We start from the raw sequence: 25,136 nt of genomic DNA on the forward strand, positions 1-25,136 counted from the left end.
CGAACATTTTCTACTCACTTTTTATTTTGCCGGCACTCCAATGGAATCCGGGTTGTAATAGTTTGGCACACTGCCATGTACGAGCCCCATCGCTACTGGCAAGGTTTGCTTGACCACCTTCATATCAGATGCAAACGGCACAATGACTTGCACATTGACTTCAAGTTCGATGTATACTTCAACATAAGCTGAATTGATGCCGAACGCTTCCACTTTCGTTTTCACATTAGATGTCACGTCCCCGATTGCATGAAATCGAATTGGTATTCGCGGTCCGATGTTGCCAAGCAGCGCGTTGTTTGTGATCTGTCCAAGTGGAATCGTGTAGGCAATTCCATCTCCTTGCGCCGTCCGTTTCGCATCAATATCAACGCCTGTCATTTTCTCTAGCTCTTTCAAATCCCCTGCCTCTGCTCGATCTAAATTTTCCTCCGCAAGAATAGTTACTTCAGCGAGCACTTTATTGATCACTTGTGTGTTGAAGTTGGTTGAGCCACCTTCTCTTTCATCTGTAATCATAATATCTTTTATATCAAGATTTTCTGTAATTTCTTTACTGATTGCTTCTTGGAGCACCATCGACGCAATTTTTTCTGTCTGTGCATCTGCATAATTTAAAAGAACTGGCTGAAGATTCCGGTTAATGAGCCAGAAAATAAATACAAGGCCGATAATAAATAGAAGGAAAGCCATCATAAGACGATGGCGCATAGACAATTGCGACTTGCTGTGCCATTTTTTCCGCCTCACAAAAAAACCCCCTTTCCGCATTGTATGCGGGAAGAGGCATCATAACTTCAACAATTTCCATTCTAATATGTCCCGTAAAAACTCCGGCATAAAATATGTTTTCCTAGGTGCCCTATGAAGCTCCACAAAATAATGACCATACGTGAACATATCAAGAGTAGCAAGCTTATATGTTTGTTTCATATCAATTGGCTGCCCATTAATGAAAAATCGTGGTCCTTCCATTTCAATTCGGTCATATACAAACTGCCCCATGACACTGCCACGGAAACCAAGCCCTTTAATTTGCAGATGTGGCCATTTTTCATCACGTGTCTGGCGCAGCACTTCCGAAAGCTCAGCACCCGTTAATTCAATTAAGCAAGGATTAATAGGGTGAGGGAGCAGTTTATGAAGATCATACTTCGTCACCTCTCCTGCCGGCAAATCTCCAAGCACAACACCTGCGTTAAGAAACGAACAGTCCGCCTGGCACCATTCAGTCAGCGCTTCTGTCAGCATTTGGGGCAGTGGCGATGACTCAAACCAGTCGCTTGAAAGCTCCCTTTCAAGCTGCACAACTGGAATTGACAGCACTTTTTTACCTTGACTCTCAAACATCGCTTTTTGCTCCTGCTCATCAAGAGGCGCCTTCAACGACCGGTTCGTTTCAAATACACGCGCCCGCTTCGCCACAATTTGATCACTATCTGCATCGAGATCAATTTCCACATGGCCGGCAAAGTAGCCATATTTTCCCGCGGCTGCCAGCAGCGTTCCATTGACCATTTTCCCTTCATGAAAAACGTGGTGGGTATGTCCGCCGAGGATTACATCCGCTTCTGTTTCTTCGGCAAGCTTTTCGTCATCGTACATGCCAAGATGCGATAGCACGATGACAATATCTGCCCGTTTTTTCAGCATGGAAATTTGCTTTTTCAGCTCGTCTACCGGAAGCGTCACACTCCAGTCCAGCAGCTCGTAAAAAGCAGTATACTGGGCCGTTGCGGACGTGACAGCAATCGTTGTGCCGCCCGCTTGAAAAAAAGCATGCGGCACAACCCAGTCCGGACGGGTTTCACCGTTTTTTTCAAACAAATTAGCGCAAATAACCGGAAACGAGGCATGGTCATACAGCCGGTTTAGCGCTTCTTTCGGCATGGTGATCCCTTCATTGTTTCCGATCGCGACTGCGTCAAAGCGAGATTCGTTCAGCAGTTCGATATTAAAAGAGCCGAGTGTTCCTTCGGTAAGAGGATGAGCCCGGTCCACGTGATCCCCAATATCAAAAGCAAACGAGTATTCTCCCGCTTCTTCATGGAGACTACGGCGCTCTTTTAAAAAATGTGCAATTCTTGGCCAATTTTCAAAATGGCTGTGCAAATCATTTGTATGATAAATATGTATCGTTTTTTTCATGTTCACTCCACCTTTAATGAATGCCCTGCCATATTAGGCGGACACCGACCAAAATCAAAACGAGACGGAGCAGCAGCACAACCGTTTTTGAAGCGATCTGTGCATTCAGCCACGCGCCGAGCTTTGCCCCGAACCAGGCGCCCGGCACGAGCGCAGCCGCATAAATCCAGTCCACATTTCCAAGTGCTACATGCGTCACACTTGACACACAGGCTGATAAAAAAATAAGCAGCATCGACGTTGCGACTGCAACGTGGGGCGGAACAGCAAACAGCATAATCATGGCCGGCACCATCAGCGAGCCGCCGCCAATACCGAACAGTCCCCCGAAAAATCCGACAATGAAGGAAGCGATCGTGCCCGTAATCGGTTCGATTGAATATGTATGCGCACCTTCATTGTCCGTAAACGTCCGTGTAATGCCACGTGATCCGAACACCGGCTTCGCTCGGTTTTTCAGCATTAAGACAAACGACATAAACACCATAAACAACCCAAAATACAAACTGAACTGATCGATACTCAGTCCTTTATTTGCCCAAGCGCCCAGAATGCTGCCGGGCGCGCTGCCGATAAACAAAATAAAACCTAGTTTATAGTCGACCTTTTTTTGCTTCATATATGCAAGCGTCGACGACAAGCCGGTCACAATCAAAATGACCGAGGATGTACCGACCGCGACTTGCGGAGAAACAGGATTAAGCAGTACCGTGCCGCCTAAAAAAAGCAATGCCGGCACGATAATAATACCGCCTCCAAGGCCGACAAGTGCGCCGATTGCCGCCGCCAAAAGACCGATGCCAAGCAGCATAACCCATTCCATCGTGACAAAGCCTCCTAAAATAAATCAAGCTGGCGCGAAGCCAAATTTTCATACTGAACTCCAGCCAAATCCAAATATTGCTTCGCATTATCTGCCGCGTCGCCACCGGAATTGTTATTAAATAGTATATATACGTCTTTTGACTGCTTATGGATTTCATTTGTAAAATCAACCCATTGACGCAGCTCATGTTCATTGTATCGGTACAAGTAACGAACTTCACGCCAATTTTTCTGGCCATTTTTCCGCCAGCCTGCCCGGTTGCGCCCGTGCAGGCGGATTAATGTTTTTTCCTTATTTGTTGCTTGAAGAACAATCGGAATCGATCCGTCCCCCGCCTGCGGTTCATCACATACAGTGTGAATCCAATTTTCCTGTTCTAAAAACGAAATCGTTTTATCAAAAAATTTCGCTTTATACCATGTTTGGTTACGAAATTCAATTGCCAGCGGAACCGGCCCCATGTTTTCCCTGCAATATCGAATATACGTTACATTTTCACGCGTGCAGTCAAACCACGGTGGAAACTGGAACAGGACCATCGCAAGCTTCCCGGCTTCTACCATGGGCGTCAGCGATAAGTTAAACGCTTGAAACATCTCTTCTTTCGACTCAAAAGGAATCTCGCCGCGTTCATGTCCTGTCATTCCCTGATACGCTTTAACAACAAAGCGAAACCCATCTGGCGTCTCATCTGTCCATTTGCGCATATTCCGCTCAGGCTGCACCGCATAAAAACTTGAGTCCACTTCCACGGTTGGAAAATGCGCTGCATATTCCGTTAATTTATCACGGGAAGCCACTCCCTGCGTATACAGCGTATCGTGGTCTCCCCACCCAGTTACACCTGTATAAATCATCCGAATCACCTCGTAATACGAGTGTAGCATATTTATTTAGACTGTGTGAATCTTTGACACCTTGCCGATGTGTTTGTTTTGATGGAAAGTCTGCTCATGATAAAAAAAGCCTGCAGGGCTGGTCCCTGCAGGCTTTGATATATTTCTTAACCAATACTGCCTTCCATCTCAAATTTGATGAGACGGTTCATTTCAACCGCGTATTCCATCGGCAATTCTTTTGTAAATGGCTCGATGAAGCCCATAACGATCATTTCCGTTGCTTCTTCTTGAGAAAGACCACGGCTCATCAAGTAAAATAATTGCTCTTCGGATACTTTCGACACTTTTGCTTCGTGCTCAAGGGAAATGTTATCGTTTAAGATTTCATTGTATGGAATTGTATCAGATGTTGATTTGTTATCCATAATCAACGTGTCGCACTCGATGTTTGAGCGGGCACCGGTTGCTTTACGTCCGAAATGGACCTGGCCGCGGTAGGTTACTTTTCCACCCTGTTTCGAGATTGATTTTGATACGATCGTTGATGAAGTATTTGGTGCAAGGTGAATCATTTTTGCACCGGCATCCTGATGCTGTCCTTTACCGGCAAGCGCAATGGAAAGTGTGAGGCCGCGTGCACCTTCGCCTTTCAAAATAACAGCTGGATATTTCATCGTTAATTTTGAACCAATATTGCCATCAATCCATTCCATCGTTGCGTTTGCTTCACAAACTGCACGTTTCGTTACAAGGTTGAACACGTTATTCGCCCAGTTTTGAATCGTTGTATAGCGGCAGTATCCGCCTTCTTCAATGGCAATTTCAACGACTGCCGAGTGAAGCGAGTTCGTCGTATAAACCGGCGCTGTACACCCTTCAACGTAATGCACGCTTGCTCCTTTATCAACGATGATCAGTGTCCGTTCGAACTGACCCATGTTTTCCGAGTTAATGCGGAAATATGCTTGAAGCGGTGTATCCACTTTGATGCCAGGCGGTACATAAATGAACGAGCCGCCGGACCAAACAGCTGAATTCAACGCAGCAAATTTATTGTCTGTCGGTGGAATGATCGTTGCCCAGTATTTGCGGAAAATATCTTCATTTTCTTTTAAAGCAGAACCTGTGTCTTTAAAGACAATTCCTTGGTCTTCCAACTCTTCTTTCATGTTGTGGTACACAACTTCCGATTCGTACTGAGCGGAAACACCTGCCAAATATTTTTGTTCTGCTTCCGGAATGCCTAGCTTGTCAAACGTCTGCTTGATTTCTTCCGGCACTTCATCCCATGACCGCTCTGATTTTTCAGATGGCTTTACGTAATACGTAATTTCATCGAAGTTTAAAGAAGACATATCGCCTCCCCATTGCGGCATCGGCATTTTATAAAAATGATCCAATGATTTCAAGCGGAAGTCGAGCATCCATTGTGGTTCTTCTTTCAGTTTTGAAATTTCTTTAACGATTTCAGGCGTTAACCCGCGTTCTGAACGAAAAATCGATACATCGCGGTCATGAAAGCCATATTTGTAATCGCCAATTTCAGGGGCTTTTTTTGCCATGTTGCATTCCTCCTGTTAGTTTATTTCTCGTTCTGCAGTCCTTTTTCCATCGCTTTCCATGACAATGTTGCACATTTAATGCGAGCCGGAAATTTTGCAACGCCCTGCAGCGCTTCAATATCGCCAAGGTCTAAGTCATCTGGATAGTCGTTACCAAGCATCATATCAGAAAAGACACTGGACAGCTTTAGAGCGTGATCAATATCTTTTCCTTTGATCGCCTGGGTCATCATTGAAGCGGATGACATCGAAATAGAACAGCCTTCTCCATCAAATTTTGCATCAGTGACAATCCCATCTTCTACATTCATCGTCAAGTGGATACGGTCGCCGCACGTCGGGTTATTCATATCGACGGTTACGCTGCCGTCCTCAATGGCCCCTTTATTGCGCGGTTTTTTGTAATGATCCATAATCACCTGGCGATACAACTGATCTAAATTATTAAAAGACATCTGAGAAATACTCCTTCGTTTTTAACAAGCTGGCGGCAAGTCTGTCGATATCTTCTTCCGTGTTATATAAATAAAAGCTTGCACGTGCTGTTGCCGACACCTGGCACCATTTCATTAATGGCTGTGCACAGTGGTGGCCGGCACGGACAGCGATTCCTTCTGCATCCAGAACAGTTGCTACGTCATGTGGATGAACATCATCTAAGTTGAATGTTACCACACTTGCCCGTTCTTTTCCTCTTTGCGGGCCGAATATGACAATACCTGGAATATCAGACAGGGTATCCATAGCGTAAGAAGCCAGCTTATGTTCGTGCTGTTCAATATTATCAAGACCGATTTCGCTTAGAAAATCAATCGCCGCGCCTAAACCTACCGCACCGGCAATAATAGGGGTGCCGCCTTCAAACTTCCATGGGAGCTCTTTCCACGTTGATTCATATAAACCAACAAAGTCAATCATTTCGCCGCCAAACTCAATCGGCTCCATTTCCTCTAGAAGAGCCTGTCTCCCGTACAATGCTCCGATTCCAGTCGGTCCACACATTTTGTGCCCCGAAAAAGCGAAGAAGTCGCAGTTTAGCTTTTGTACATCAATCGCTAAATGCGGAGCGGCCTGGGCCCCGTCAACGACCATGACAGCACCATTTTCATGCGCAATTTTTGTAATCTCTTCAATCGGATTGATCGTTCCAAGCACATTCGATACCATCATTACTGAAACAATTTTTGTGTTCGGCGTAATGGTATTACGTACATCCTCTAATGAAATTGTGCCGTCTTCCTGTAAAGGAATGTATTTTAAAGTGGCGCCTGTGACCTTTGCCAGCTGCTGCCACGGAATAATATTCGAATGGTGCTCCATTGTCGTGATGACAATTTCGTCGCCTTCTTTAACATTAGCCCGGCCGTAGCTTTGGGCAACAAGATTTAACGCTGTAGTCGTCCCGCGAAGAAAAACAATTTCTTTTGTTGAAGCCGCGTTAATGAATTTGCGCACTTTATCACGGGCACCTTCATATAAGTCGGTTGCGCGGTTGCCAAGCGTGTGAACACCTCTATGGACATTTGAATTGGAATGACGGTAATAGTCATTCACTGCTTCAATGACTTGAACCGGCTTTTGGGATGTTGCCGCGCTGTCAAGATAAACGAGTGGATAGCCGTTCACTTCTTGATCAAGAATCGGAAAATGCTTTCTCAATTCTGCTGCGTTCATTGGCGGACTTTCCTTTCAATGACACCTTTTAGCTGTTTTTTCACGTTCTTAATTGGAAGTTTATTCACAACTGGTGCCAAGAAACCATGAATAACAAGACGTTCTGCTTCCCGCTTCTCAATACCGCGGCTCATCAGGTAATAAAGCTGAAGCGGATCAACACGGCCGACAGATGCTGCGTGTCCGGCTGTAACGTCATCTTCATCAATTAACAGAATCGGATTCGCATCACCACGCGCTTTTTCGCTGAGCATTAAAATGCGTGATTCTTGCACGGCATTTGATTTAGCCGCACCATGTTCGATTTTACCGATGCCATTAAAGATCGCTTTTGCTGCGTCTTTCATTACACCATGCTTTAAAATGTAGCCTTCTGTATGCTTGCCGAAATGAACGACTTTCGTTGTGAAGTTCATCGACTGGCTGCCTCGTCCAACAACCACCATTTTCGTGTCTGCAAACGAACCATCGCCAATCAGATTCGTAACGTTTTCCGAAATCGTATTGCCATCATTCATAATGCCCAGCGACCATTCGATTCGTGCGTTCGGCGCCGTAACACCACGGCGATTTACATAAGTTGTGACGTTTTCTGTAAGTGTATCAACCGCTCCATACGACACTTGTGAGTTATTACCAGCGATGACTTCTGTTACGATGTTCGCAACACCTTGCTTTGTTTCCACTGTCGAAATGTAATTTTCTACATATGTGACTGAGCTGTTCGCCTCAGTCACTACAATGACGTGGTTAAAAATCGCCGCATCTTGATTGTCATGAATGAACACAGCCTGAACCGGTTCTTTAATTTCCACATTTTTAGGTACGTATAAAAACACGCCCCCATTTACAAGTGCTGCGTGAAGAGCTGTTAATTTATGCTCATCCGCTTTGACTACCTGTGTCATGAAATATTTTTGAAGAAGATCGCTGTGTTCTTTTGCAGCAGTTGCAAAATCAGTGAAAATAACACCTGCTTCTTTTAGTTCATTTGAAATATTTAAAATGGATGGTACACCGTTGCGCTGCACATATACGTTTTGCATCGCGTTTTCTTGCCCTACAACAGCCTGTGCTGCTTCTGGAAGCTCTGAAAACGAGTTAAACGGTGCGCTTTTGACGGCATGTGTACCGAACTCCGTAAAGTTCCATTTATCAATTTTTGTTTTGTCTGGCTTCGGAAGAGGCAGGTCTTCTGCTTTCTTAAACGCATCAAGACGCACGTTTAACAGCCATTCAGGTTCGTTGTTTGCAGCTGAAAAATCACGGATTCCTGATTCGTCAACTGTCCATAGTGTTTCAGTCATATTTGCTCCTCCTCGATTACTGTACCGTTTCGTCTTCGATGCCAAGTTCCTGCTTAATCCAGTCGTAGCCTTCTGCTTCAAGGCGCTCTGCAAGTTCTGCACCACCGGATTTAACAATTTTGCCCTGCATCATAACATGAACATAGTCAGGCGTGATGTAGTTCAAGAGACGCTGGTAATGTGTAATCATCAGGCAGCCGAAATCTTCTCCGCGCATTTTGTTGATGCCTTTTGATACGACTTTCAATGCATCAATATCAAGACCGGAGTCAATTTCATCAAGAATGGCGATTTTTGGTTCAATCGTCATCAATTGAAGAATTTCATTGCGCTTTTTCTCACCGCCAGAGAAACCTTCATTTAAGTAACGCTGTGACATATCTTGATCCATCTCAAGAAGGTCCATATTTCCGTCCATCTGGCGGATAAATTTCATCAATGAAATTTCATCACCTTCTTCGCGGCGGGCATTCACAGCGGAACGAAGGAACTCGGCGTTTGTTACGCCTGTAATTTCACTTGGGTATTGCATCGCAAGGAAAAGACCGGCACGTGCGCGTTCATCTACTTCCATACCAAGAACGTCTTCACCATCAAGCGTGATTGTTCCTTGTGTAACTTCATATTTAGGGTGACCCATAATCGCGGCAGAAAGGGTTGATTTACCTGTTCCGTTCGGGCCCATGATCGCATGGAACTCGCCGCCTTTAATTTCAAGGTTGACCCCTTTTAAAATTTCTTTCCCGTCGATTGAGACGTGAAGATCTTTGACTGTTAACGTTGATTGTGGCATGTTTTACCCTCCGTATTCATCGGTTGAGACGACCGATTATGTCTATTCTCAGTTTATTCTCATTACAATCTTATAACAAATAGAATTTATATTCAACCATGGAAATCAGTTATATTAAGTATTCTCAAATAAACAAAGAAAAACCAGCTTTTCGGCCGGTTTTTCTCGGGTCCACAGGATGTGGATCACAAATGCGCTGCGGCATGATGTTGCAACGCATTTGTTCTTCAATTATTAAAGGTGGTTCGTAAAATTACGGTTCATATCAGCAACCATGCGCATTGACTTTTGATAGTCCTCTTCGCGCCGCTGCTCAACTTCCATTCTCACTTCATGCTTCTGGCTGTACTCTGCATAGCCGACACCATAATTGGCGTGCATCGCTTTTTCCATACCTTCTGTGTGCTTCATATTAAGTGAGTTACTAATGGGGAATCAATCCTTTTCGTTTTTTTTTGGAAACTGGAACTTCCGCTATAATCATAACAAGGTTCAGCCGGGAGATGCAAAGGCTGTCTGGCATCCTCTCTCCCGCTCACATGGCGTGAGCTCTGGTATACTCTCATATAATACCCGTATCTCAGAATATAAACCTTATCCTCTTAAATTCGCAATTATCCGAAAAATGCATAAAAAGAAAACGCCCGGTAAAGTACCGGGCACTTTGTATATTTATTCTGTTACAGGAACAACTGCTCCGTTCCATTCTTCTGTAATAAAGTCTTGAATTTCTTTTGATTTTAGCACTTCAACCAGTGCCTTTATTTTTTCGGAATCTTCATCGCCTGCACGCGTTACAATTAAGTTTGCGTATGGTGAATCTGTACCTTCAAGCGCGATGGAATCTTCCGTCGGGCTGATACCGGCGTCAATCGCATAGTTCGAGTTGATCACGACTGCATCGCCTTCATCATTATTATAAATTTGCGTCAATAGTGCCGGCTCGTAATCATAGTCAAACTTGATGTTTTTTGGATTTTCGGCAATATCGTCAAGAGCAGCTTGTGTTTTATCAATGCCATCTTTAATTTTAATTAAGCCTTCCGCTTCTAAAATCATCAAGATACGGCCATGCTCTGCAACCGAGTTGCTTAAAATAATCGTTGCGCCGTCAGGAAGTTCATCCAAGCTTTTGTATTTTTTTGAATAAACAGCCATTGGCTCAATATGAATTGCACCGGCACTTTCAAAGTCATACCCTTGCTCTTTTTCCTGAAGTTCAAGGTACGGAAGATGCTGGAAATAGTTTGCATCCAAATCTTCTTCTTCAAGCGCTGTGTTTGGCAAAACGTAGTCCTGGAACGTTTCGATTTGCAACTCATAGCCCTTTTCTTCCAAAAGCGGTTTTGCTTCTTCTAAAATCACGGCATGCGGTGTATTGGACGCCCCGACAACGATTGTTTTGTCTTCTTCTGAAGAACCTGAATTTGACCCTGTATCTGACGCTTCATCCCCGCCGCCGCACGCCGCGAGAATAAGCACAATGGCGGCTGTTAAAAAGCCTAAAAGCCATTTTTTCATACTGAATTCCTCCTAAAAATGAATTTATTTTATTAACGTTTATCAAGCTTACGGACTGCCGTATCGCCGATAAACTGAATAATAAACACGATTACTAAAATCACAATGGTAGCCATGATGGTTACATCATTGCGGCTGCGCTGGAAACCGTCTAAAAAGGCAAGATTCCCAAGACCGCCTGCACCGATCACACCGGCCATCGCCGTGTATCCAACAAGAGCAATGGCTGTCACGGTCAACCCGGAAACGAGGGCCGGCAGTGACTCCGGTATAAGGACTTTTCGGATGATTGTCCATGTGGACGCTCCCATTGCCCGTGCTGCTTCAATAACGCCTTTATCAATCTCACGCAGCGCAATTTCCACCATCCGCGCGTAAAACGGTGCTGCTCCAATGATAAGCGCAGGCAACGCTGCGTTTTCGCCAATGATCGTATCCAAAATCGCTTTTGTAAATGGAATCAGCAGGACGATTAAAATAATAAATGGAATCGAGCGGAAAACGTTCACAATGACTGCTGTCACGCTGTAAACCGCTTTGTTTTCCCATAGCTGCCCTTTTGATGTTAAAAACAATAAGAGGCCAAGAAGCATGCCGAGAATAAACGTAATGACAACTGAAATGCTCGTCATATAGAGCGTTTCATACGTTGCTTCCCACATTTTCTCCCAGTCGACATTCGGAAACCACTGCTCAGTCATATGTAATCACCTCCGAATCGACTTGCTGGGCATCTAAAAACGCTACTGCTTTAGCAACTTCAGTTTGATCGCCCGTTACTTGAACAAATAATGTACCGTATGCACCGTTTTGCGTTTGTGAAATTTTCCCCTGCAAAATGTTTACACCGACGTTAAACGACCGGATCAGTTCGGTCACAACCGGCTGCTCGGCTGACACCCCGACAAATGTTAATTTAACAATTTTTCCGTTCGGATGCTCCGCCAGCAAATGCTGAATCGTTTCTTTTGATTCTTCCGGTTCGGTCACCTGTTGAACAAACCGCTTTGTGATCGGCTGCTCCGGCCGGCGGAACACATCGAGAACCGGGCCGAGCTCGACAATTTTGCCTTCTTCCATGACCGCAACCCGGTGGCAAATTTTTCGGATTACGTGCATTTCGTGTGTAATCAATACAATTGTTAAGCCAAGACGTTGGTTGATATCAACGAGAAGCTCTAAAATGGAATCCGTCGTCTGCGGGTCAAGGGCGGACGTTGCTTCATCGCAAAGAAGCACTTTCGGGTTGTTCGCGAGCGCGCGGGCAATGCCGACACGCTGCTTTTGACCGCCTGAAAGCTGCGCCGGATAGGAATCACCCCGTCCATCCAAACCTACGAGGTCTATCAATTCGTCAACGCGCTTGTTCCGTTCTGCTTTTGCCACGCCGGCAATCTCAAGCGGAAATGCGATATTTTCACGTATTGTGCGTGACCAAAGCAAGTTAAAGTGCTGAAAAATCATGCCGATTTCCTGCCGCGCTTTTCGAAGTTCCGATCCTTTAATCGTAGAGATTGTCCGCCCTGCTACGGTTACAGACCCTTCTGTTGGGGTTTCAAGTCCATTCAGCATACGGATGAGTGTACTTTTCCCAGCGCCGCTGTAGCCGATCATGCCGAAAATTTCACCTTCCTGAACGGAAAGATTTATGTTGTCAACAGCCTTCACAGGACCATTTTTCGTTTGAAAGATCTTTTTTGCTTGCTCAATAAATATCACGGGATCACTTCCTTTCCACAAAAAAAGCCTGTCTGCCCATAATGACAGAAAGGCTTTGTGTTTAAATTTCCTTTCTCTCATCTTCCGAAGCATACTGCTTCGTGTGATTTGGCACCTTTTCTTTAAAAGACGGTTGCCGGGCTTCATCGGGCACATTCCCTCTGCCGCTCTTGATAAGAGTCTCTTTAATTATGAATTGGATTTTACCACCGTCACAATGATTGTGTCAACAACCCAATTTTAAATTCCGACAAAATTCGACGGATCTATAAAAGCGAACGTATTTCTTCATATATATAAGGAACTGACTGAAAAGCGTAAATTTTCTTTTTAAGCTTCCCTTTTTCGAGTAAAAGTAAACATGGTACGCTTTCAACTTCAAATTGCCGTGCCAAACCTTCTTGATAATTTAAATTGATGCGTTCGAGCGGAACATTTACATTCATCGCTTCCACCACATCAAGCATTTTCCCCGCCACCTGGCACGTGCCGCACATGGGCGTATACAAATAAAGAGCGGCTTTCGGTTTTGTAATAAACGCTTGTATCGATTTAATCGTTTCCATTTACTGCTAAATCCCTTCTTTCTGCAAAAACTCACCGCGCACATCGATGTTGGCACTCATTAAAATAGAAGCCAAGTAACGATGCGGTGCCGAAGCAACTTCTTTATAGCCTCGGTCGATATAGAGATGACGGGCGTGAGGAAGTTCGCGCTTAAACTGGCGGCGCAGTTTTTCACCTGACGAATCGGCATCAACCAAGATGTAAACGTCGCGCTCAAACAATTCATCCACCAGTTCATCAAGGCGCGAGACGCCAATCGTGCCATTCGTACAAATGATGTCCACTGGCTCTTTGACAATTTCAGCCACCCGTTTTCGATCAGATGACCCTTCGACGATAATTGTTTTTTCCACCATCATCACCAATCACCTCGCTGCACGTTATAATCTCTATTGTTACGTGTTTTCACAAAAAATGCAAAGTAAAAAGACCGGCAAAGTGCCGGTCCCGGTTTTAATCTTCTTTTGTCATTTCTTCATATTGCTCTGCTGTCATTAATCCATCAATTTGCGCAGCATCAGACGGCTCTACAACGACCATCCATGCTTTTTCATATGGTGATTCGTTGACGAATTCAGGGCTGTCATCTAACTCTTCGTTAATTTCAACAACCGTGCCGCTGACAGGTGCATACAATTCAGAAACAGTTTTAACCGATTCAACGCTGCCGAATGGCTCGTCTGCTGTTAATGTGTCACCGACAGATGGAAGCTCAACAAATACGATATCGCCGAGTTCCGATTGGGCAAAATCCGTAATGCCGATGCGCACTTTCCCGTCTTCTTGTTTTACCCATTCATGTTCTTCAGAATAACGCAGCTCTTTAGGCAAGTTCATGTGTATGTACCTCCAGATTAGAATAATTACACTTTACACTTTACTGATTATTTGAGCGGAAAGCAAGAAAATCACTGCCACTTTTGCTTATAATCTTCTTCTTTAAAGCCGACGGTCACCGTTTCGCCTTCAATTGCAAGCGGCCGCTTGATCAGCATTCCATCCGTGGAAAGAATGTCGAGCAGCTCATCGTCTGAAGCTGTTGCTACTTTATCTTTCAATCCAAGCTCACGGTATTTCTGTCCGCTTGTGTTAAAAAACTTTTTCAGCGGAAGTCCACTTTTTTCATATGCTTCCTTTAGTTCCGCTTTTGATGGCGGTGCCTCTACAATATGAATGGCTTCATACGATACATTATGCTCATCCAGCCACTTTTTAGCATTACGGCACGTCCCGCATTTCGGATACCAGTAAAATTTCATTATTTCTCACCTCATGACATCCATTTCGACATGATTGCAAAAAATCCTTTTTTAAATACGATTTGCTCACGCTCAAAACGGGGATGTCCCAAAAGTTTATTATCCATTCGGTATGCTGGCCTAGTATGAGTGAACGCCGATATAGTTCTGATTGCGCCGAAAAGATAGGTACTAACGCCGAAAAAACCAATTTTCCGGCGTTAACGCCTAGTATTCCGGCTTTATTCTTCTTATTCCGGCGTTAACCCTTCTATTCCGGCGTTAACGAGAAAGAGTGAATAATAAAAAGCTGTCCCCAAAAACCAGATGTATCTGATTTATGGGACAGCCTCGCCCGCTCGTTAAACGACGTATTTCAATGATTCATTTAGACGATCCGCTGCTTCACGTTTTTTCGCGATAACGTTGATCGGCGTATGGCGGCCGAGCTTTCGCAGTACAGACATCATCATGCGCAGACTGTCACCGGATTCAATGGCAACGAGCGTTTCTTTCGCATGCACTTCGATTTCGTTGAATGCTTCCTGGCAGAAAATTTGTGTGTACAGTACTTTTTGTTTGTTTTTCTCTTCGCCGGACACCGCGATAGCTTTTTCTGTTCGCAGCACCGCTGATTCCATCGCATAGACGAGGTTAACGAGATCAGCGATGTTGGCAAGTACTTCCTGTTCTGCTTCTAACCCTTTGCCGTATTTCTGCACCGCAAGCCCAGCGGCGAGAAGCGCAATTTTTTTCGCGTTTTTCACGAGCATTTTTTCCTGTGCCAGCAGCTCTCCGCCGGGTTCTTCCGGCATAAGCGTCATGAGCTCGCCCTGCAGTTCTTTTGCTTTTTCAAATAACTGTAGTTCACCTTTAAATGCCTTTTTCACAAATGTGCCCGGTACGAGCAGCCGGTTAATTTCATTTGTTCCTTCGAAAATCCGGTTAATGCGGGAATCGCGGTACATACGGGCGATTTCATACTCTTCCATGAAGCCGTAGCCTCCATGAATTTGGACGCCTTCATCGACAATGTAATCGAGTACTTCCGAGCCAAAAAACTTGCCTAGCGAGCATTCAATTGCATACTCGGCAATGGACGCCGCAATGGCTTTGCCATCTTTTTGTTCCTCTTCAGACAGCGCGCTCATCCGCTCTTCAAAATAGCCGACAGTCCGGTAAATGGCACTTTCCGCCGCGTATAGTTTAGATGACATCGTGCCGAATTTTTCTTTGATCAAATTAAAATTGGCAATCGATGTTTTAAACTGCTTACGCTCGGCCGCATATTTAAGTGAAATGTCGAGTGCCCGCTTGGCGCTGCCGACGGTGCCGACGCCCAGCTTGTAGCGGCCGATATTTAAAATATTAAAGGCGATGACGTGCCCCCGTCCTGCTTCACCGAGCAGATTTTCAACCGGTACTTCGGCATCGGACAAAATTAATGTACGGGTTGAAGAGCTTTTAATGCCCATTTTCTCTTCTTCCGCACCAGTTGATACGCCTGGATAGCCTTTTTCGACGATAAATGCAGAAAACTGCTCGCCATCAATTTTTGCGTAAACGGTAAAAACGTCTGCAAAAGCGGAGTTAGTGATCCACTGTTTTTCACCATTTAACACGTAATGCGTGCCCGCTTCATTTAAACGTGCGGTCGTTTTCGCGCCGAGTGCATCTGAACCGGAACCCGGCTCTGTTAACGCATAGGCCGCAAAGCGGGTGCCGTCAGCGAGATCCGGTAAGTATGTTTCTTTTTGCTTTTCATTGCCAAATAACACAATCGGAAGTGACCCAATCCCGACGTGTGCGCCATGTGAAATTGAAAACCCACCTGCCACTGCCATCTTTTCCGCAATGAGCGCAGAGCTGACTTTGTCAAGGTTGAGCCCGCCATATTCTTCGGGTACATCCGCTGCAAGCAGCCCGAGTTCTCCTGCTTCCTGCAACAATTTCACCGATCGGTCAAATTCATGCTTTTCAAGGTACGGTACTTCCGGCATCACGCTGCCCATCACGTATTCTTCCGTTGTTTTTGCAATCATTTTTTGCTCATCTGAAAAATCTTCCGGTGTAAATATCGCATTTGCTTCGACTTCTTCTATTAAAAATGAACCACCTTTTGCTGCCATGATTATTTCCCCCTTTTATTAGTTGATCAGTTCAAATACCCCGGCGGCTCCCATTCCGCCTCCAATACACATTGTAACAACGCCGAACTGCTGATTACGGCGCTTTAATTCATGCAACAGCGTGAGCGTCAGCTTCGTTCCAGTGCAGCCGAGCGGATGACCGAGTGCAATTGCGCCGCCATTCACATTCACTTTGTCTTCATCAAGCCCAAGTTCTCGAATGACTTGAATCGACTGGGAAGCGAATGCTTCGTTCAGCTCAAACAAATTAATATCCGACAACTCAAGACCGGCAAGCTTGAGCGCTTTTGGCACGGCGACAACCGGCCCAACGCCCATAATTTCCGGCGGAACCCCTCCGACCGCAAATGAGCGAAACTTGGCGATTGGCTTTAATCCGAGTGATTCTGCCTGCTCCCGCTCCATCACCATGACTGCTGCTGCTCCGTCAGACGTTTGAGATGCATTCCCTGCCGTAACCGATCCTGTAACCGAAAATGCAGGACGCAGCTTTGCCAGTCCTCCCATTGATGTTCCGTGGCGAACCCCTTCATCCATCGAAAACGTCACATGTTCTTCATGTATTTTATGATCAGTGCCCACTTGACGGAACGTGACATCCACCGGCACAATTTCATCCACAAACTTTCCTTCCGCAATCGCGCGGCCGGCTTTTTCATGGCTCAAGACGGCAAAAGCATCCTGATCTGCTCGAGAAATGCCGTATTTTTTAGCGACTTCTTCTGCTGTATGGCCCATCGACATGTAATAGCCCGGCATTTCTTCTGCGATTTTGACGTTTGGCCGGGCGACATGGCCCATCATCGGCACTAAGCTCATCGATTCCGTTCCGCCGGCAATGATTGTGCTTGCATGACCGAGCATGATCCGCTCTGCTGCATACGCGATCGACTGAAGACCGGATGAACAGTAGCGGTTGACTGTAATAGCCGGCACATCATGTGACAGCCCGGCGAGTGCGCCAATGTTCCGTGCTACATTTAATCCCTGCTCCGCTTCCGGCATCGCACAGCCAATAATCAAATCATCAATTTCTCCATCGTAATTTCCTGCCCGCTTGAGCGTTTCTTTCACGACCAGTGCACCTAGATCGTCTGGACGTGTATAACGAAGTGTTCCTTTTTTGGCCCGGCCGACCGGTGTCCGCGCTCCTGAGACAATAACCGCTTCTTTCATTTTATTTCTCCCCTTTAATTACGAAGTGGTTTTCCTTTAACGAGCATATGCTGCATGCGCTGCTGTGTTCTCGGCATTGCGGCAAGCTGCAAAAATGCTTCCCGTTCAAGCTCTAACAAGTATTCTTCATCAACGTTCGTTCCAAATGGTACGTTGCCGCCCGCAATAACCCAGGCGAGTTTTTTGGCAATCGTCAAATCATGGTCGGAAATAAAACCGGATGCATGCATCGACTGGGCACCTAAGAGCAATGTCGCATAACCGGTTTCCCCAGTGACCGGTATTTTTTTTCTGGCTGGTGCCGTATAGCCTCTATCCGCCAAATGAAGAGCGGCTTTTTTAGCGTCGTATAAAAGGTGATCTTGATTGACGCTAATGCCATCTGAGTGATATAAAAAGTGATTGTCCCGCGCTTCCGCAGCAGATGTGGAAACGTTCGCCATCGCAATCGTTTCGAATACTTTATTGGCAACCGCCTGCAAATCATAGTCCACACCCTCTGCCATTTGGTTTAAATGGCGAATATAAAGCTCCTTGTTGCCGCCACCTCCAGGAATAAGACCCACGCCGACTTCAACAAGCCCCATATACGTTTCATGCGCTGCTTGAATGTGTGCGGCCGGCAGGCATACTTCTGTTCCGCCGCCGAGCGTCATTCCAAAGGGTGCTGCAACCACCGGCTTTGAGCTGTATTTAATCTTCATCATCGCCTGCTGAAAGTGCTTTACGGTCATATCAATTTCCCACATGTCATCATCCTGTGCCGTCATTAAAATCATCGCTAAATTCGCGCCGACACAGAAGTTTTTCCCTTGATTGCCAATGACGAGCGCTTTGTAATTTTTCTCCACTTCGTCTATAGAGGCATTGATCATTTGAATAATATCCATGCCGATCGCGTTGTTTGGCGAAGTAAATTGGAGCAGTGCCACCCCGTCCCCGATATCGTGCAGACGCGCGCCGCTGTTTTCTTTGATGATAGTTGTTCCTTTTCGCAAATATATCGATTTTTCATCTTGCGGCATCGGTTTATACGATTTCGATGCAGGATCGTAATACTGGCTGTTCTGATAAAAAGGACCGTCTAGTTCTTTCACCCATTCCGGAATCGTCTGCCCTTCTGCTTCCATTTTCTCAACGGATTCTTTCAAACCGATTTTATCCCATATTTCAAAGGGACCATCGTTCCAGCCGAAGCCCCATTTCATTGCTTGGTCAATCGACACAATGTCGTCCGCGATTTCACCAGTAAGCTGAGCCGAATAAAGAAGCATTGGCGCAAGCATATTCCAAAGAAACTGTCCCGCTTCGTCTTTCGCATAAACAAGTGTTTTCCATTTAGATGCTCCTTTTTGCTGCTTTGCTAATTCGATTGAAGCCGCTTTCATTCTCTTGCGTTCACCGTATTCCATTGTCTGAGAATCCAGTTCTAAAATGGCTTTTCCTTCTTTTTTGAAAAATCCCTGCCCGGCTTTTGCCCCGATCCAGCCATTTTCCCGCATGCGAATGAGCACATCCGGCACATCAAAAACAGCTTGTTCGGCACCTGTTGTCTGGTCATACACATTTTTCGCCACGTGAATAAATGTATCCAAGCCAACAACATCCAGCGTTCGGAATGTGGCACTTTTCGGCCGCCCAATCAGAGGACCGGTGACAGAATCCACTTCACCCGGTGATAAATTCATTTCATTCATCACATGCATTGTTTTCAATAAGCCGTATGTCCCGATCCGGTTGGCAATAAAATTCGGTGTGTCTTTCGCCAGGACAACCCCTTTACCGAGCACGTTTTCACCAAATGATTTCATGTAAGCCGTAACATTTGGGTCCGTTTCGTCTGTTGGAATGACTTCAAGCAGTTTCAAATAACGCGGCGGGTTGAAAAAGTGGGTGCCGAGAAAATGTTTTTTAAAGTCATCGCTCCGTCCTTCTTTCATGGCGTTTATTGAGATTCCAGATGTGTTTGATGAAACGATGCTGCCTTTTTTACGGTGGGCATCTACAAGCTCAAAAATCGATTTTTTCACGTCAAGCCGTTCAACTATGACTTCGATAATCCAGTCTGCTTCCGCTAATTTATCCAAATCATCTTCAAGATTGCCTGCCGTAATGAGCGCCTCATTTTGTTTAGAGGCGAGCGGTGCGGGCTTTTGCTTAAACAACTTCTGGATAGCGCTTTCAGAAAGATGATTGCGATTTTCTTCTTTATCCGATACGATATCGAGCAAAACGGATGGAATGCCTATATTGGCCAGGTGCGCTGCAATGCCAGACCCCATGACACCAGATCCGATCACGGCCGCTTTATGGATGTGCTGAACCACGTTCGTGTCCCCCTCTTGAATGAATGCTCATTCATTTATTATATTTTCACTATACCCTACCTTTTTTTAAATTTCAACTGTCACATGAGGGAAATTTTCGGGTAAACTAGTGGAAAGTTGATGAATTGCTTGTTCTTTATTGCCTTCATGCAATGGAGACAGGCCTTGTGAAAGGATGTGTCAGCCATGAGAGAAAAGATTGTGCAATTAGTTGTCCTAGCTGCATGTGTTGGTCTTGTTTATTTTTCAATCCGTTTTTATTCGAACGAATTGTCGGTTGCGTTTACGTATTTAGCTGGTGGAATTTCGGTGTTTGTCGTGCTGAGTCTCCTTCTGTTTGATTCACGGGGCACGAATTCAAAAATAGCGTGGAGTGCACTCGTTCTTGCTTTTCCACTTGCCGGTGCTGTCGTGTACGCGGTGTTCGGACGTGATCCGAGAAGACGGATGATCCCGAAGAATGTCATTTCAGAAACGGTCAAATTTATTACAACGATGCGCCATCTTGGGAAAGAGTGGGACATTTCAGAACAGCTTCCAGAGGCGAAAAACATCCGGAATATGACCGGTTTTGAAGCACTCGCCGGCAATAAAGTAGATATACTAACAAATGGGGATGAGACGTTCCCCGCCTTGTTGGATGCGATTCGCCACGCTGAACACCATATTCATATTCAATATTATATTTTCAGGGCTGATGAAATCTCTATGCAAATACGTGATGCGCTCATTGAACGGGCAGAGGCAAATGTGCACGTACGCTTTTTGTTTGACGGACTCGGTTCGTCCGGTCTGCCGAAATCGTTTTTAAAACCGCTCAGAGATGCGGGCGGCGAAGCGCGTGCGTTTGATTCCATCGTGTCGCCCTGGCTGACGCGCACCGCCAATTTGCGAAACCACCGGAAAATGGTTATCGTCGACGGACACACCGGTTTTACAGGCGGATTAAATGTTGGCGAAGAATACCGCAGTAATACGCCTCAATTCGAAGTGTGGCGTGACACCCACATCCGGATGGAAGGACCCGCTGTCCGCCAACTGCAAGAATCCTTTATTACCGACTGGATCCATGCGACGAGTGCCAAGTCATCGCTGTTGGATGAATTAAAAGAGCCATTTCGATTTGAAGTGTATTTTCCTTCAAAAGTGCATGAAGCGGATCAAATGGTGCAGACAGTTTACGGCGGACCCTATAATGAAGAACGCGACGTGCGCGATGCGATGATGGAAATGATTCAGTCAGCGGAAAAATCGATTTGGATCACCTCTCCTTATTTTGTGCCGGATGATGAAGCACTCGCCGCCATCCGGGTTGCAGCCCGCAGTGGAAAAGACGTGCGTGTGATTGTGCCGGGTAAAGGTGACCGTGCTGTCTCGTTTTACGGAACAAATTCTTATTTTAAAGATTTACTTAGCGCAGGTGTAAAAGTATTTGCTTACCGTGATGATTCGTTTATTCATGCGAAGGTATTGTTAATCGATAATGTGCATGCCATTGTCGGCACCGCAAACTTCGATGTCCGCAGTTTTCGCCTGAATCATGAACTTATGACATTTTTATATAACCGGACACCCGCTGTGGAAAAAATTGAAATTGATTTTCTTCATGATTTTGCCGATTCAGTGCCGGTCAGCCGTGAACGCTATGAGCACCGGACGTTTCTAAAGCGAATTGGTGAATCACTCGCCCGCCTATTATCACCGATTTTATAAAAAAAGCGGTCACCTTTTACCATGGTGACCGCTTTTTCACTTAAAACCCGCAAATGTATTCGGTTAGTACTTCTTTATAAGTAACCAGTGAAGCTGTATCAACATATTCATTCTTCCCATGATGATTGGCGCCGCATGGACCAAATTCGACCGCCGGAATGCCGCGTGCCGCATAAAAACGTGTATCGGCTGTCCCATGCTGGCCAAACAGCTGAATGTTTCGTTCGCATATACGCTCGGCCGCTTTTTGGAGCCGGACGATTAATGGATGATCTGGGTTTGTTTGCACAGGCTCCCCTTCACTCAGCACCCGAATCGTCCCATTTACCACCCCTTTTATTTCACTGAGCAGAACGGACGGATTCTGCCCCGGCAAATAGCGAATGTCAAGGTCCATAATACAGCGGTCAGGTACTTGATTAATGGCCTGGCCGGCTTGGATCCGGGCAAGATTAAGCGACGGATGCTCGAAATAAGGCGTACTTACATTAAAAATAGGCAGTGCTTCAATCTTCTTATACGTCTCGACGGCGTTTAAAATCGCATTATCGCCAAGCCACGGCCGGCTGCCGTGAGCGGAGACACCTTCAATTTCTATTTCCAGCTGCAATAAACCTTTCGCCTGTACAGCAATATCCAGGTTTGTCGTTTCGCCGCAAATGACGACATCGCCAATTAACCCATGTTCTACTAAATACTTTGTTCCTTTTTGCCCGCCTTTTTCTTCATCCGGCACAAGAGCGAGCATCACCTTGCACGGCAGCTCTTCTTGAACGAGCTCAGCCATCACATGCATCATCACCGCTATCGAACCAAGCATGTCAAAACTCCCGCGTCCGTAAAGCTTTCCATCTGCGACGTATGGAATAAATTGATCCGGTCCTGCCGGTACAACGTCTAAATGGCCATTTAAAATAATCGTCGGCCCTTCTTTGCCGATGATGGCAACGACACTTTTCAACCCTTCATTGTCAATGACTCTCGCATGAACACCATTCGCTGCCAGCCATTCCGAACAATATTCGGCGGCCGCGTTAATCCGGTCTTTTTCCACCGTTCGGAATTCAACCAATTTTCGTGTTAAAGATACTATTGATTCTTTCATTCGCTCCCTCTCCTTTACTGCAAAAACCGTCTTTTATATAACTTCCTTTTGTTTACACAAATAAACATACAAAATGAAGCTGAACAGTGCACAAAAAAGCGCACAAATACCAATAAATGCGTAGCCCGCCTGCATACCACGCACCACACCCATTTCTGCTCCTGCCTGTTCGGCAACGATTCGGTTGATGCCGGTGATAATCGCGCCAATGATAAAATTACCGGCTACTGTGCCGATGCCCATTATCGTGACAACAAACGTAATTGCGGTGTCGCTGTTTTCACGATACCGGCGGGCAATCATCGCCATGACGGTCGGATAAACAGGTGCAATACCGATTCCGGCCGCTGCCAGCAAAATCGCACCGGGCTCGCCGATCACAAGCCCAATAAAAGTTAACAATGCGGATAAGCCTCCAAATAAAATGAGCGATACTGTAAAGCCAATCCGATCTGTAATCGGTCCTAAAAACAATCGTGAAAAGGTAAAAAACAAAAAGAAAATCGACAGCATCTTGGACGCATCCGCGTTACTCCAGCCGTACGCTTTTTCTAAAAAGTTGACGAGCCATCCGCCGACAGACATTTCCGATACGACGCCAAACGATAAAATAAGGACGATCAGCCAAATAACCGGATCCCGCATCAGCGTTTGCATTGGCAGCCGATTTTCTGCTTGAAAATCATCTGCCGGGAACCGGCTTGCGAAAGCTGGAATCATCGGAATAAGCGAAAGCAGCATCACGATCAAATACATGCCGCGCCAATCCAGCAGCACTCCGCCCATTGTCACATTCATTAAACCAGAGGCCAGTATGGGCGCGACAATCGAGCTGAGCCCATAGAAAAAATGCGCCAGGTTCATCATCGTCCCGGTATTTTTCACGAATAGGCGCGCGCTTAAAATCGCTAACACAATTTCAAGCATGCCATTTCCGACGTACATAAAAAAATAGGCCCCGGCAAGGCCGGTGTATGTAGTAGAAAAATAAATGAATATACCAGATAAAGTCATAAATCCGAACGATGCCACACTCACCACTTTGATGCCAAATCTTCTTGTTAAGTAAGCGGTAAACGTACACGCAAGCAAATAGGCGATCGAATTAAATGAAAGAAGTGTGCCAACCTGAAAGGCATCGAGCTCAAAATCTGCTTGAATACGCGGCATTGCCGGTCCTTTTACATTTTCCGAAAAGCCAAAAATAAGAAAGCCGACGAACACTGTCGCCAGCATAAAAAAGTAATTCCATTTCATTTTTCAATCCCCTTAAAAGATCAGCACATATCCGATGCCCATCATGCCGACCGTCAATCCCGTCGTTATGAGCAGCACCTTGAGTTCTGGCGCGAGCCATTCTTTTGCCGCTTGAACGATTGGCGGGTCAGGATCAGTCTCCACGCAGCTCAGCTCCTCCGCTTCTCTCTGTAAGTAATCATCCGGCGGCGTTCCATTTAAAAGCGTTTCGATGAGTGATTTTTTCATTTCATCCTCTTCTTTCAGCTCTTTTCCTCATTGTACCAAAAAATCCGCAGTAAGATCACTGCGGATGTGCTATCTCTATTTGGGCTGTTACACGGTCTTCTTCACCCGGCTGTAAAACACGCAGTCCGGTCGTTTCATGCGGCAGATCCATGTTGAATGCGTTCGTTATGCACGTGTACGGCTCGGGGCAAAGAAAGCCTTCATGTCCGTTTCCGTTATAGACGACCCAATGCTTAAACGAAGAATCGGTCTGGTACTTAATCATTTGGCCCGTTTCATTGTTAGTCAAAACTGCTTCATTTCCTTGTTCAACAGCAGCAAATGCATCATCGAGCGGCACACCCTGTATATTTTTATTGTGAAACGGCTCCCCCGGTACTTGTTCCCCCGTCGGAATCGCTTCTTCGCTTAACGTCCACTGGCTTTTGTTCGTTAAAGAAAATGTAGAAACTGCTTCATCAAATCGAAAAACAGTATGGTAGCCGATGCCCCATGGAAAAGACTCGCTGCCATTGTTTTTTACAATGGCTTTCTGGCGCAGCACCTGTCCACTCAGTTCGTACGTTAAATGAATCAACACATCTTTATAAATCTCCGGTTCATGTAGCCCAATCGCTGTTTCAATCGTGATGATTCCATCTTCTTCTTTTTGCGCTGTTACGTCCCACGGCTGATCATACACAAAGCCGTGAATATGATGTTTGCCTATTTCATTGATCGGAAACTCATGGATGACATTATTAAACGTAAACGTCCCGCCTTCGATTCGATTCGGCGGAAATAAAACCGGAATGCCGTGCAAAATTGGACTCTCTTTTAACGCCGCAAAAGAATCCGGTTTAACGAGCAATTCCTGTCCTGTTTTCAAATCAACCAACGAAATGACGTTGCTGCCGAACGACGGGATGAGAAGCAGTTGAAGATGATCGTTAGACGCTTGAATCGCCTCAATGCCATCAAATAGTACGTGCTGAATCATAAAAAAA

The 25,136-nt window shown here is 45.6% G+C and carries 25 protein-coding genes and 1 riboswitch; of the genes, 1 reads left to right on the top strand and 24 read right to left on the bottom strand.

The window, feature by feature from the left end; translation table 11 throughout:
• Positions 1–21: 21 nt before the first annotated feature.
• From yunB to NLX67_RS00425, 20 genes are all read right to left on the bottom strand, one after another.
• Positions 22–750 (bottom strand): sporulation protein YunB, encoded by a 729-nt coding sequence (gene yunB / locus NLX67_RS00330; protein ID WP_254309925.1) that lies wholly within the window; start codon positions 748–750, stop codon positions 22–24.
• A gap of 39 nt (positions 751–789) precedes the next feature.
• Positions 790–2,148, bottom strand: coding sequence for a bifunctional metallophosphatase/5'-nucleotidase (locus NLX67_RS00335; protein WP_046178450.1), 1,359 nt, complete (start codon positions 2,146–2,148; stop codon positions 790–792).
• 13 nt (positions 2,149–2,161) lie between these two features.
• Positions 2,162–2,971 (bottom strand): sulfite exporter TauE/SafE family protein, encoded by an 810-nt coding sequence (locus NLX67_RS00340; protein WP_254309926.1) that lies wholly within the window; start codon positions 2,969–2,971, stop codon positions 2,162–2,164.
• 14 nt (positions 2,972–2,985) lie between these two features.
• Positions 2,986–3,831 (bottom strand): DUF72 domain-containing protein, encoded by an 846-nt coding sequence (locus NLX67_RS00345; protein ID WP_254309927.1) that lies wholly within the window; start codon positions 3,829–3,831, stop codon positions 2,986–2,988.
• 146 nt (positions 3,832–3,977) lie between these two features.
• Positions 3,978–5,375 (bottom strand): Fe-S cluster assembly protein SufB, encoded by a 1,398-nt coding sequence (gene sufB, locus NLX67_RS00350; protein WP_046178448.1) that lies wholly within the window; start codon positions 5,373–5,375, stop codon positions 3,978–3,980.
• Positions 5,376–5,395: 20 nt separating this feature from the next.
• Complete coding sequence (sufU, locus tag NLX67_RS00355; protein WP_046178447.1) at positions 5,396–5,830, bottom strand: Fe-S cluster assembly sulfur transfer protein SufU; 435 nt, start codon at positions 5,828–5,830, stop codon at positions 5,396–5,398.
• A complete protein-coding gene (locus NLX67_RS00360; RefSeq protein ID WP_046178446.1) occupies positions 5,820–7,049 on the bottom strand; it encodes a cysteine desulfurase in 1,230 nt (409 codons plus the stop codon). The genes sufU and NLX67_RS00360 overlap by 11 nt, the downstream gene beginning before the upstream one ends.
• Positions 7,046–8,356, bottom strand: a complete 1,311-nt coding sequence (gene sufD, locus NLX67_RS00365; protein WP_254309928.1) for a Fe-S cluster assembly protein SufD — start codon at positions 8,354–8,356, stop codon at positions 7,046–7,048. The genes NLX67_RS00360 and sufD overlap by 4 nt, the downstream gene beginning before the upstream one ends.
• Before the next feature lie 16 nt (positions 8,357–8,372).
• Complete coding sequence (gene sufC / locus NLX67_RS00370; RefSeq protein ID WP_046178444.1) at positions 8,373–9,149, bottom strand: Fe-S cluster assembly ATPase SufC; 777 nt, start codon at positions 9,147–9,149, stop codon at positions 8,373–8,375.
• A gap of 234 nt (positions 9,150–9,383) precedes the next feature.
• Positions 9,384–9,560, bottom strand: coding sequence for a YuzK family famiily protein (locus NLX67_RS00375; protein WP_172645528.1), 177 nt, complete (start codon positions 9,558–9,560; stop codon positions 9,384–9,386).
• A gap of 261 nt (positions 9,561–9,821) precedes the next feature.
• Complete coding sequence (locus tag NLX67_RS00380) at positions 9,822–10,670, bottom strand: MetQ/NlpA family ABC transporter substrate-binding protein (RefSeq protein WP_254309929.1); 849 nt, start codon at positions 10,668–10,670, stop codon at positions 9,822–9,824.
• A 32-nt stretch (positions 10,671–10,702) separates the two neighbouring features.
• Positions 10,703–11,371: a methionine ABC transporter permease gene (locus NLX67_RS00385; protein WP_254309930.1), complete on the bottom strand. Its 669-nt coding sequence runs from the start codon at positions 11,369–11,371 to the stop codon at positions 10,703–10,705.
• Entirely contained in the window at positions 11,364–12,389 is a 1,026-nt protein-coding gene (locus NLX67_RS00390) for a methionine ABC transporter ATP-binding protein (protein WP_254309931.1), read from the bottom strand. Before NLX67_RS00390 ends, NLX67_RS00385 begins: the two co-directional genes overlap by 8 nt.
• A gap of 74 nt (positions 12,390–12,463) precedes the next feature.
• A riboswitch (SAM riboswitch) is annotated at positions 12,464–12,569 on the bottom strand.
• An 86-nt stretch (positions 12,570–12,655) separates the two neighbouring features.
• Positions 12,656–12,955, bottom strand: coding sequence for a thioredoxin family protein (locus tag NLX67_RS00395; protein WP_046178441.1), 300 nt, complete (start codon positions 12,953–12,955; stop codon positions 12,656–12,658).
• A gap of 6 nt (positions 12,956–12,961) precedes the next feature.
• Positions 12,962–13,315 (bottom strand): TOPRIM domain-containing protein, encoded by a 354-nt coding sequence (locus tag NLX67_RS00400; RefSeq protein WP_046178440.1) that lies wholly within the window; start codon positions 13,313–13,315, stop codon positions 12,962–12,964.
• Between the two features lie 94 nt (positions 13,316–13,409).
• Positions 13,410–13,793: a glycine cleavage system protein GcvH gene (gene gcvH / locus NLX67_RS00405; RefSeq protein ID WP_046178439.1), complete on the bottom strand. Its 384-nt coding sequence runs from the start codon at positions 13,791–13,793 to the stop codon at positions 13,410–13,412.
• A 71-nt stretch (positions 13,794–13,864) separates the two neighbouring features.
• Positions 13,865–14,215 (bottom strand): arsenate reductase family protein, encoded by a 351-nt coding sequence (locus NLX67_RS00410; protein ID WP_254309932.1) that lies wholly within the window; start codon positions 14,213–14,215, stop codon positions 13,865–13,867.
• Positions 14,216–14,556: 341 nt separating this feature from the next.
• Positions 14,557–16,323, bottom strand: a complete 1,767-nt coding sequence (locus NLX67_RS00415; RefSeq protein WP_254309933.1) for an acyl-CoA dehydrogenase family protein — start codon at positions 16,321–16,323, stop codon at positions 14,557–14,559.
• Between the two features lie 18 nt (positions 16,324–16,341).
• Complete coding sequence (locus NLX67_RS00420; protein WP_046178436.1) at positions 16,342–17,520, bottom strand: acetyl-CoA C-acetyltransferase; 1,179 nt, start codon at positions 17,518–17,520, stop codon at positions 16,342–16,344.
• A gap of 14 nt (positions 17,521–17,534) precedes the next feature.
• Positions 17,535–19,802: a 3-hydroxyacyl-CoA dehydrogenase/enoyl-CoA hydratase family protein gene (locus NLX67_RS00425; RefSeq protein WP_254310469.1), complete on the bottom strand. Its 2,268-nt coding sequence runs from the start codon at positions 19,800–19,802 to the stop codon at positions 17,535–17,537.
• A gap of 231 nt (positions 19,803–20,033) precedes the next feature.
• Between NLX67_RS00425 and cls the strand changes: the two genes are divergently transcribed.
• Positions 20,034–21,560, top strand: a complete 1,527-nt coding sequence (cls, locus tag NLX67_RS00430; protein WP_254309934.1) for a cardiolipin synthase — start codon at positions 20,034–20,036, stop codon at positions 21,558–21,560.
• 40 nt (positions 21,561–21,600) lie between these two features.
• Here cls and NLX67_RS00435 read toward each other — a convergent pair whose 3' ends face one another.
• The 4 genes from NLX67_RS00435 to NLX67_RS00450 are packed head-to-tail and all read right to left on the bottom strand — an operon-like array spanning position 21,601 to position 25,129.
• The gene (locus NLX67_RS00435; protein WP_046178434.1) at positions 21,601–22,665 is read right to left on the bottom strand and encodes a M20 family metallopeptidase; all 1,065 of its coding nucleotides are present in this window, start codon (positions 22,663–22,665) and stop codon (positions 21,601–21,603) included.
• Between the two features lie 33 nt (positions 22,666–22,698).
• Positions 22,699–23,922, bottom strand: coding sequence for an MFS transporter (locus tag NLX67_RS00440; protein ID WP_254309935.1), 1,224 nt, complete (start codon positions 23,920–23,922; stop codon positions 22,699–22,701).
• A gap of 12 nt (positions 23,923–23,934) precedes the next feature.
• The gene (locus NLX67_RS00445) at positions 23,935–24,150 is read right to left on the bottom strand and encodes a hypothetical protein (protein WP_254309936.1); all 216 of its coding nucleotides are present in this window, start codon (positions 24,148–24,150) and stop codon (positions 23,935–23,937) included.
• Positions 24,151–24,205: 55 nt separating this feature from the next.
• Complete coding sequence (locus NLX67_RS00450) at positions 24,206–25,129, bottom strand: aldose 1-epimerase (protein ID WP_254309937.1); 924 nt, start codon at positions 25,127–25,129, stop codon at positions 24,206–24,208.
• Positions 25,130–25,136: the final 7 nt, after the last annotated feature.

Origin of the sequence: Domibacillus sp. A3M-37, from assembly GCF_024213455.1 — a bacterium.
In the GTDB taxonomy this organism is placed as follows: Bacteria; Bacillota; Bacilli; order Bacillales; family Domibacillaceae; genus Domibacillus; species Domibacillus tundrae.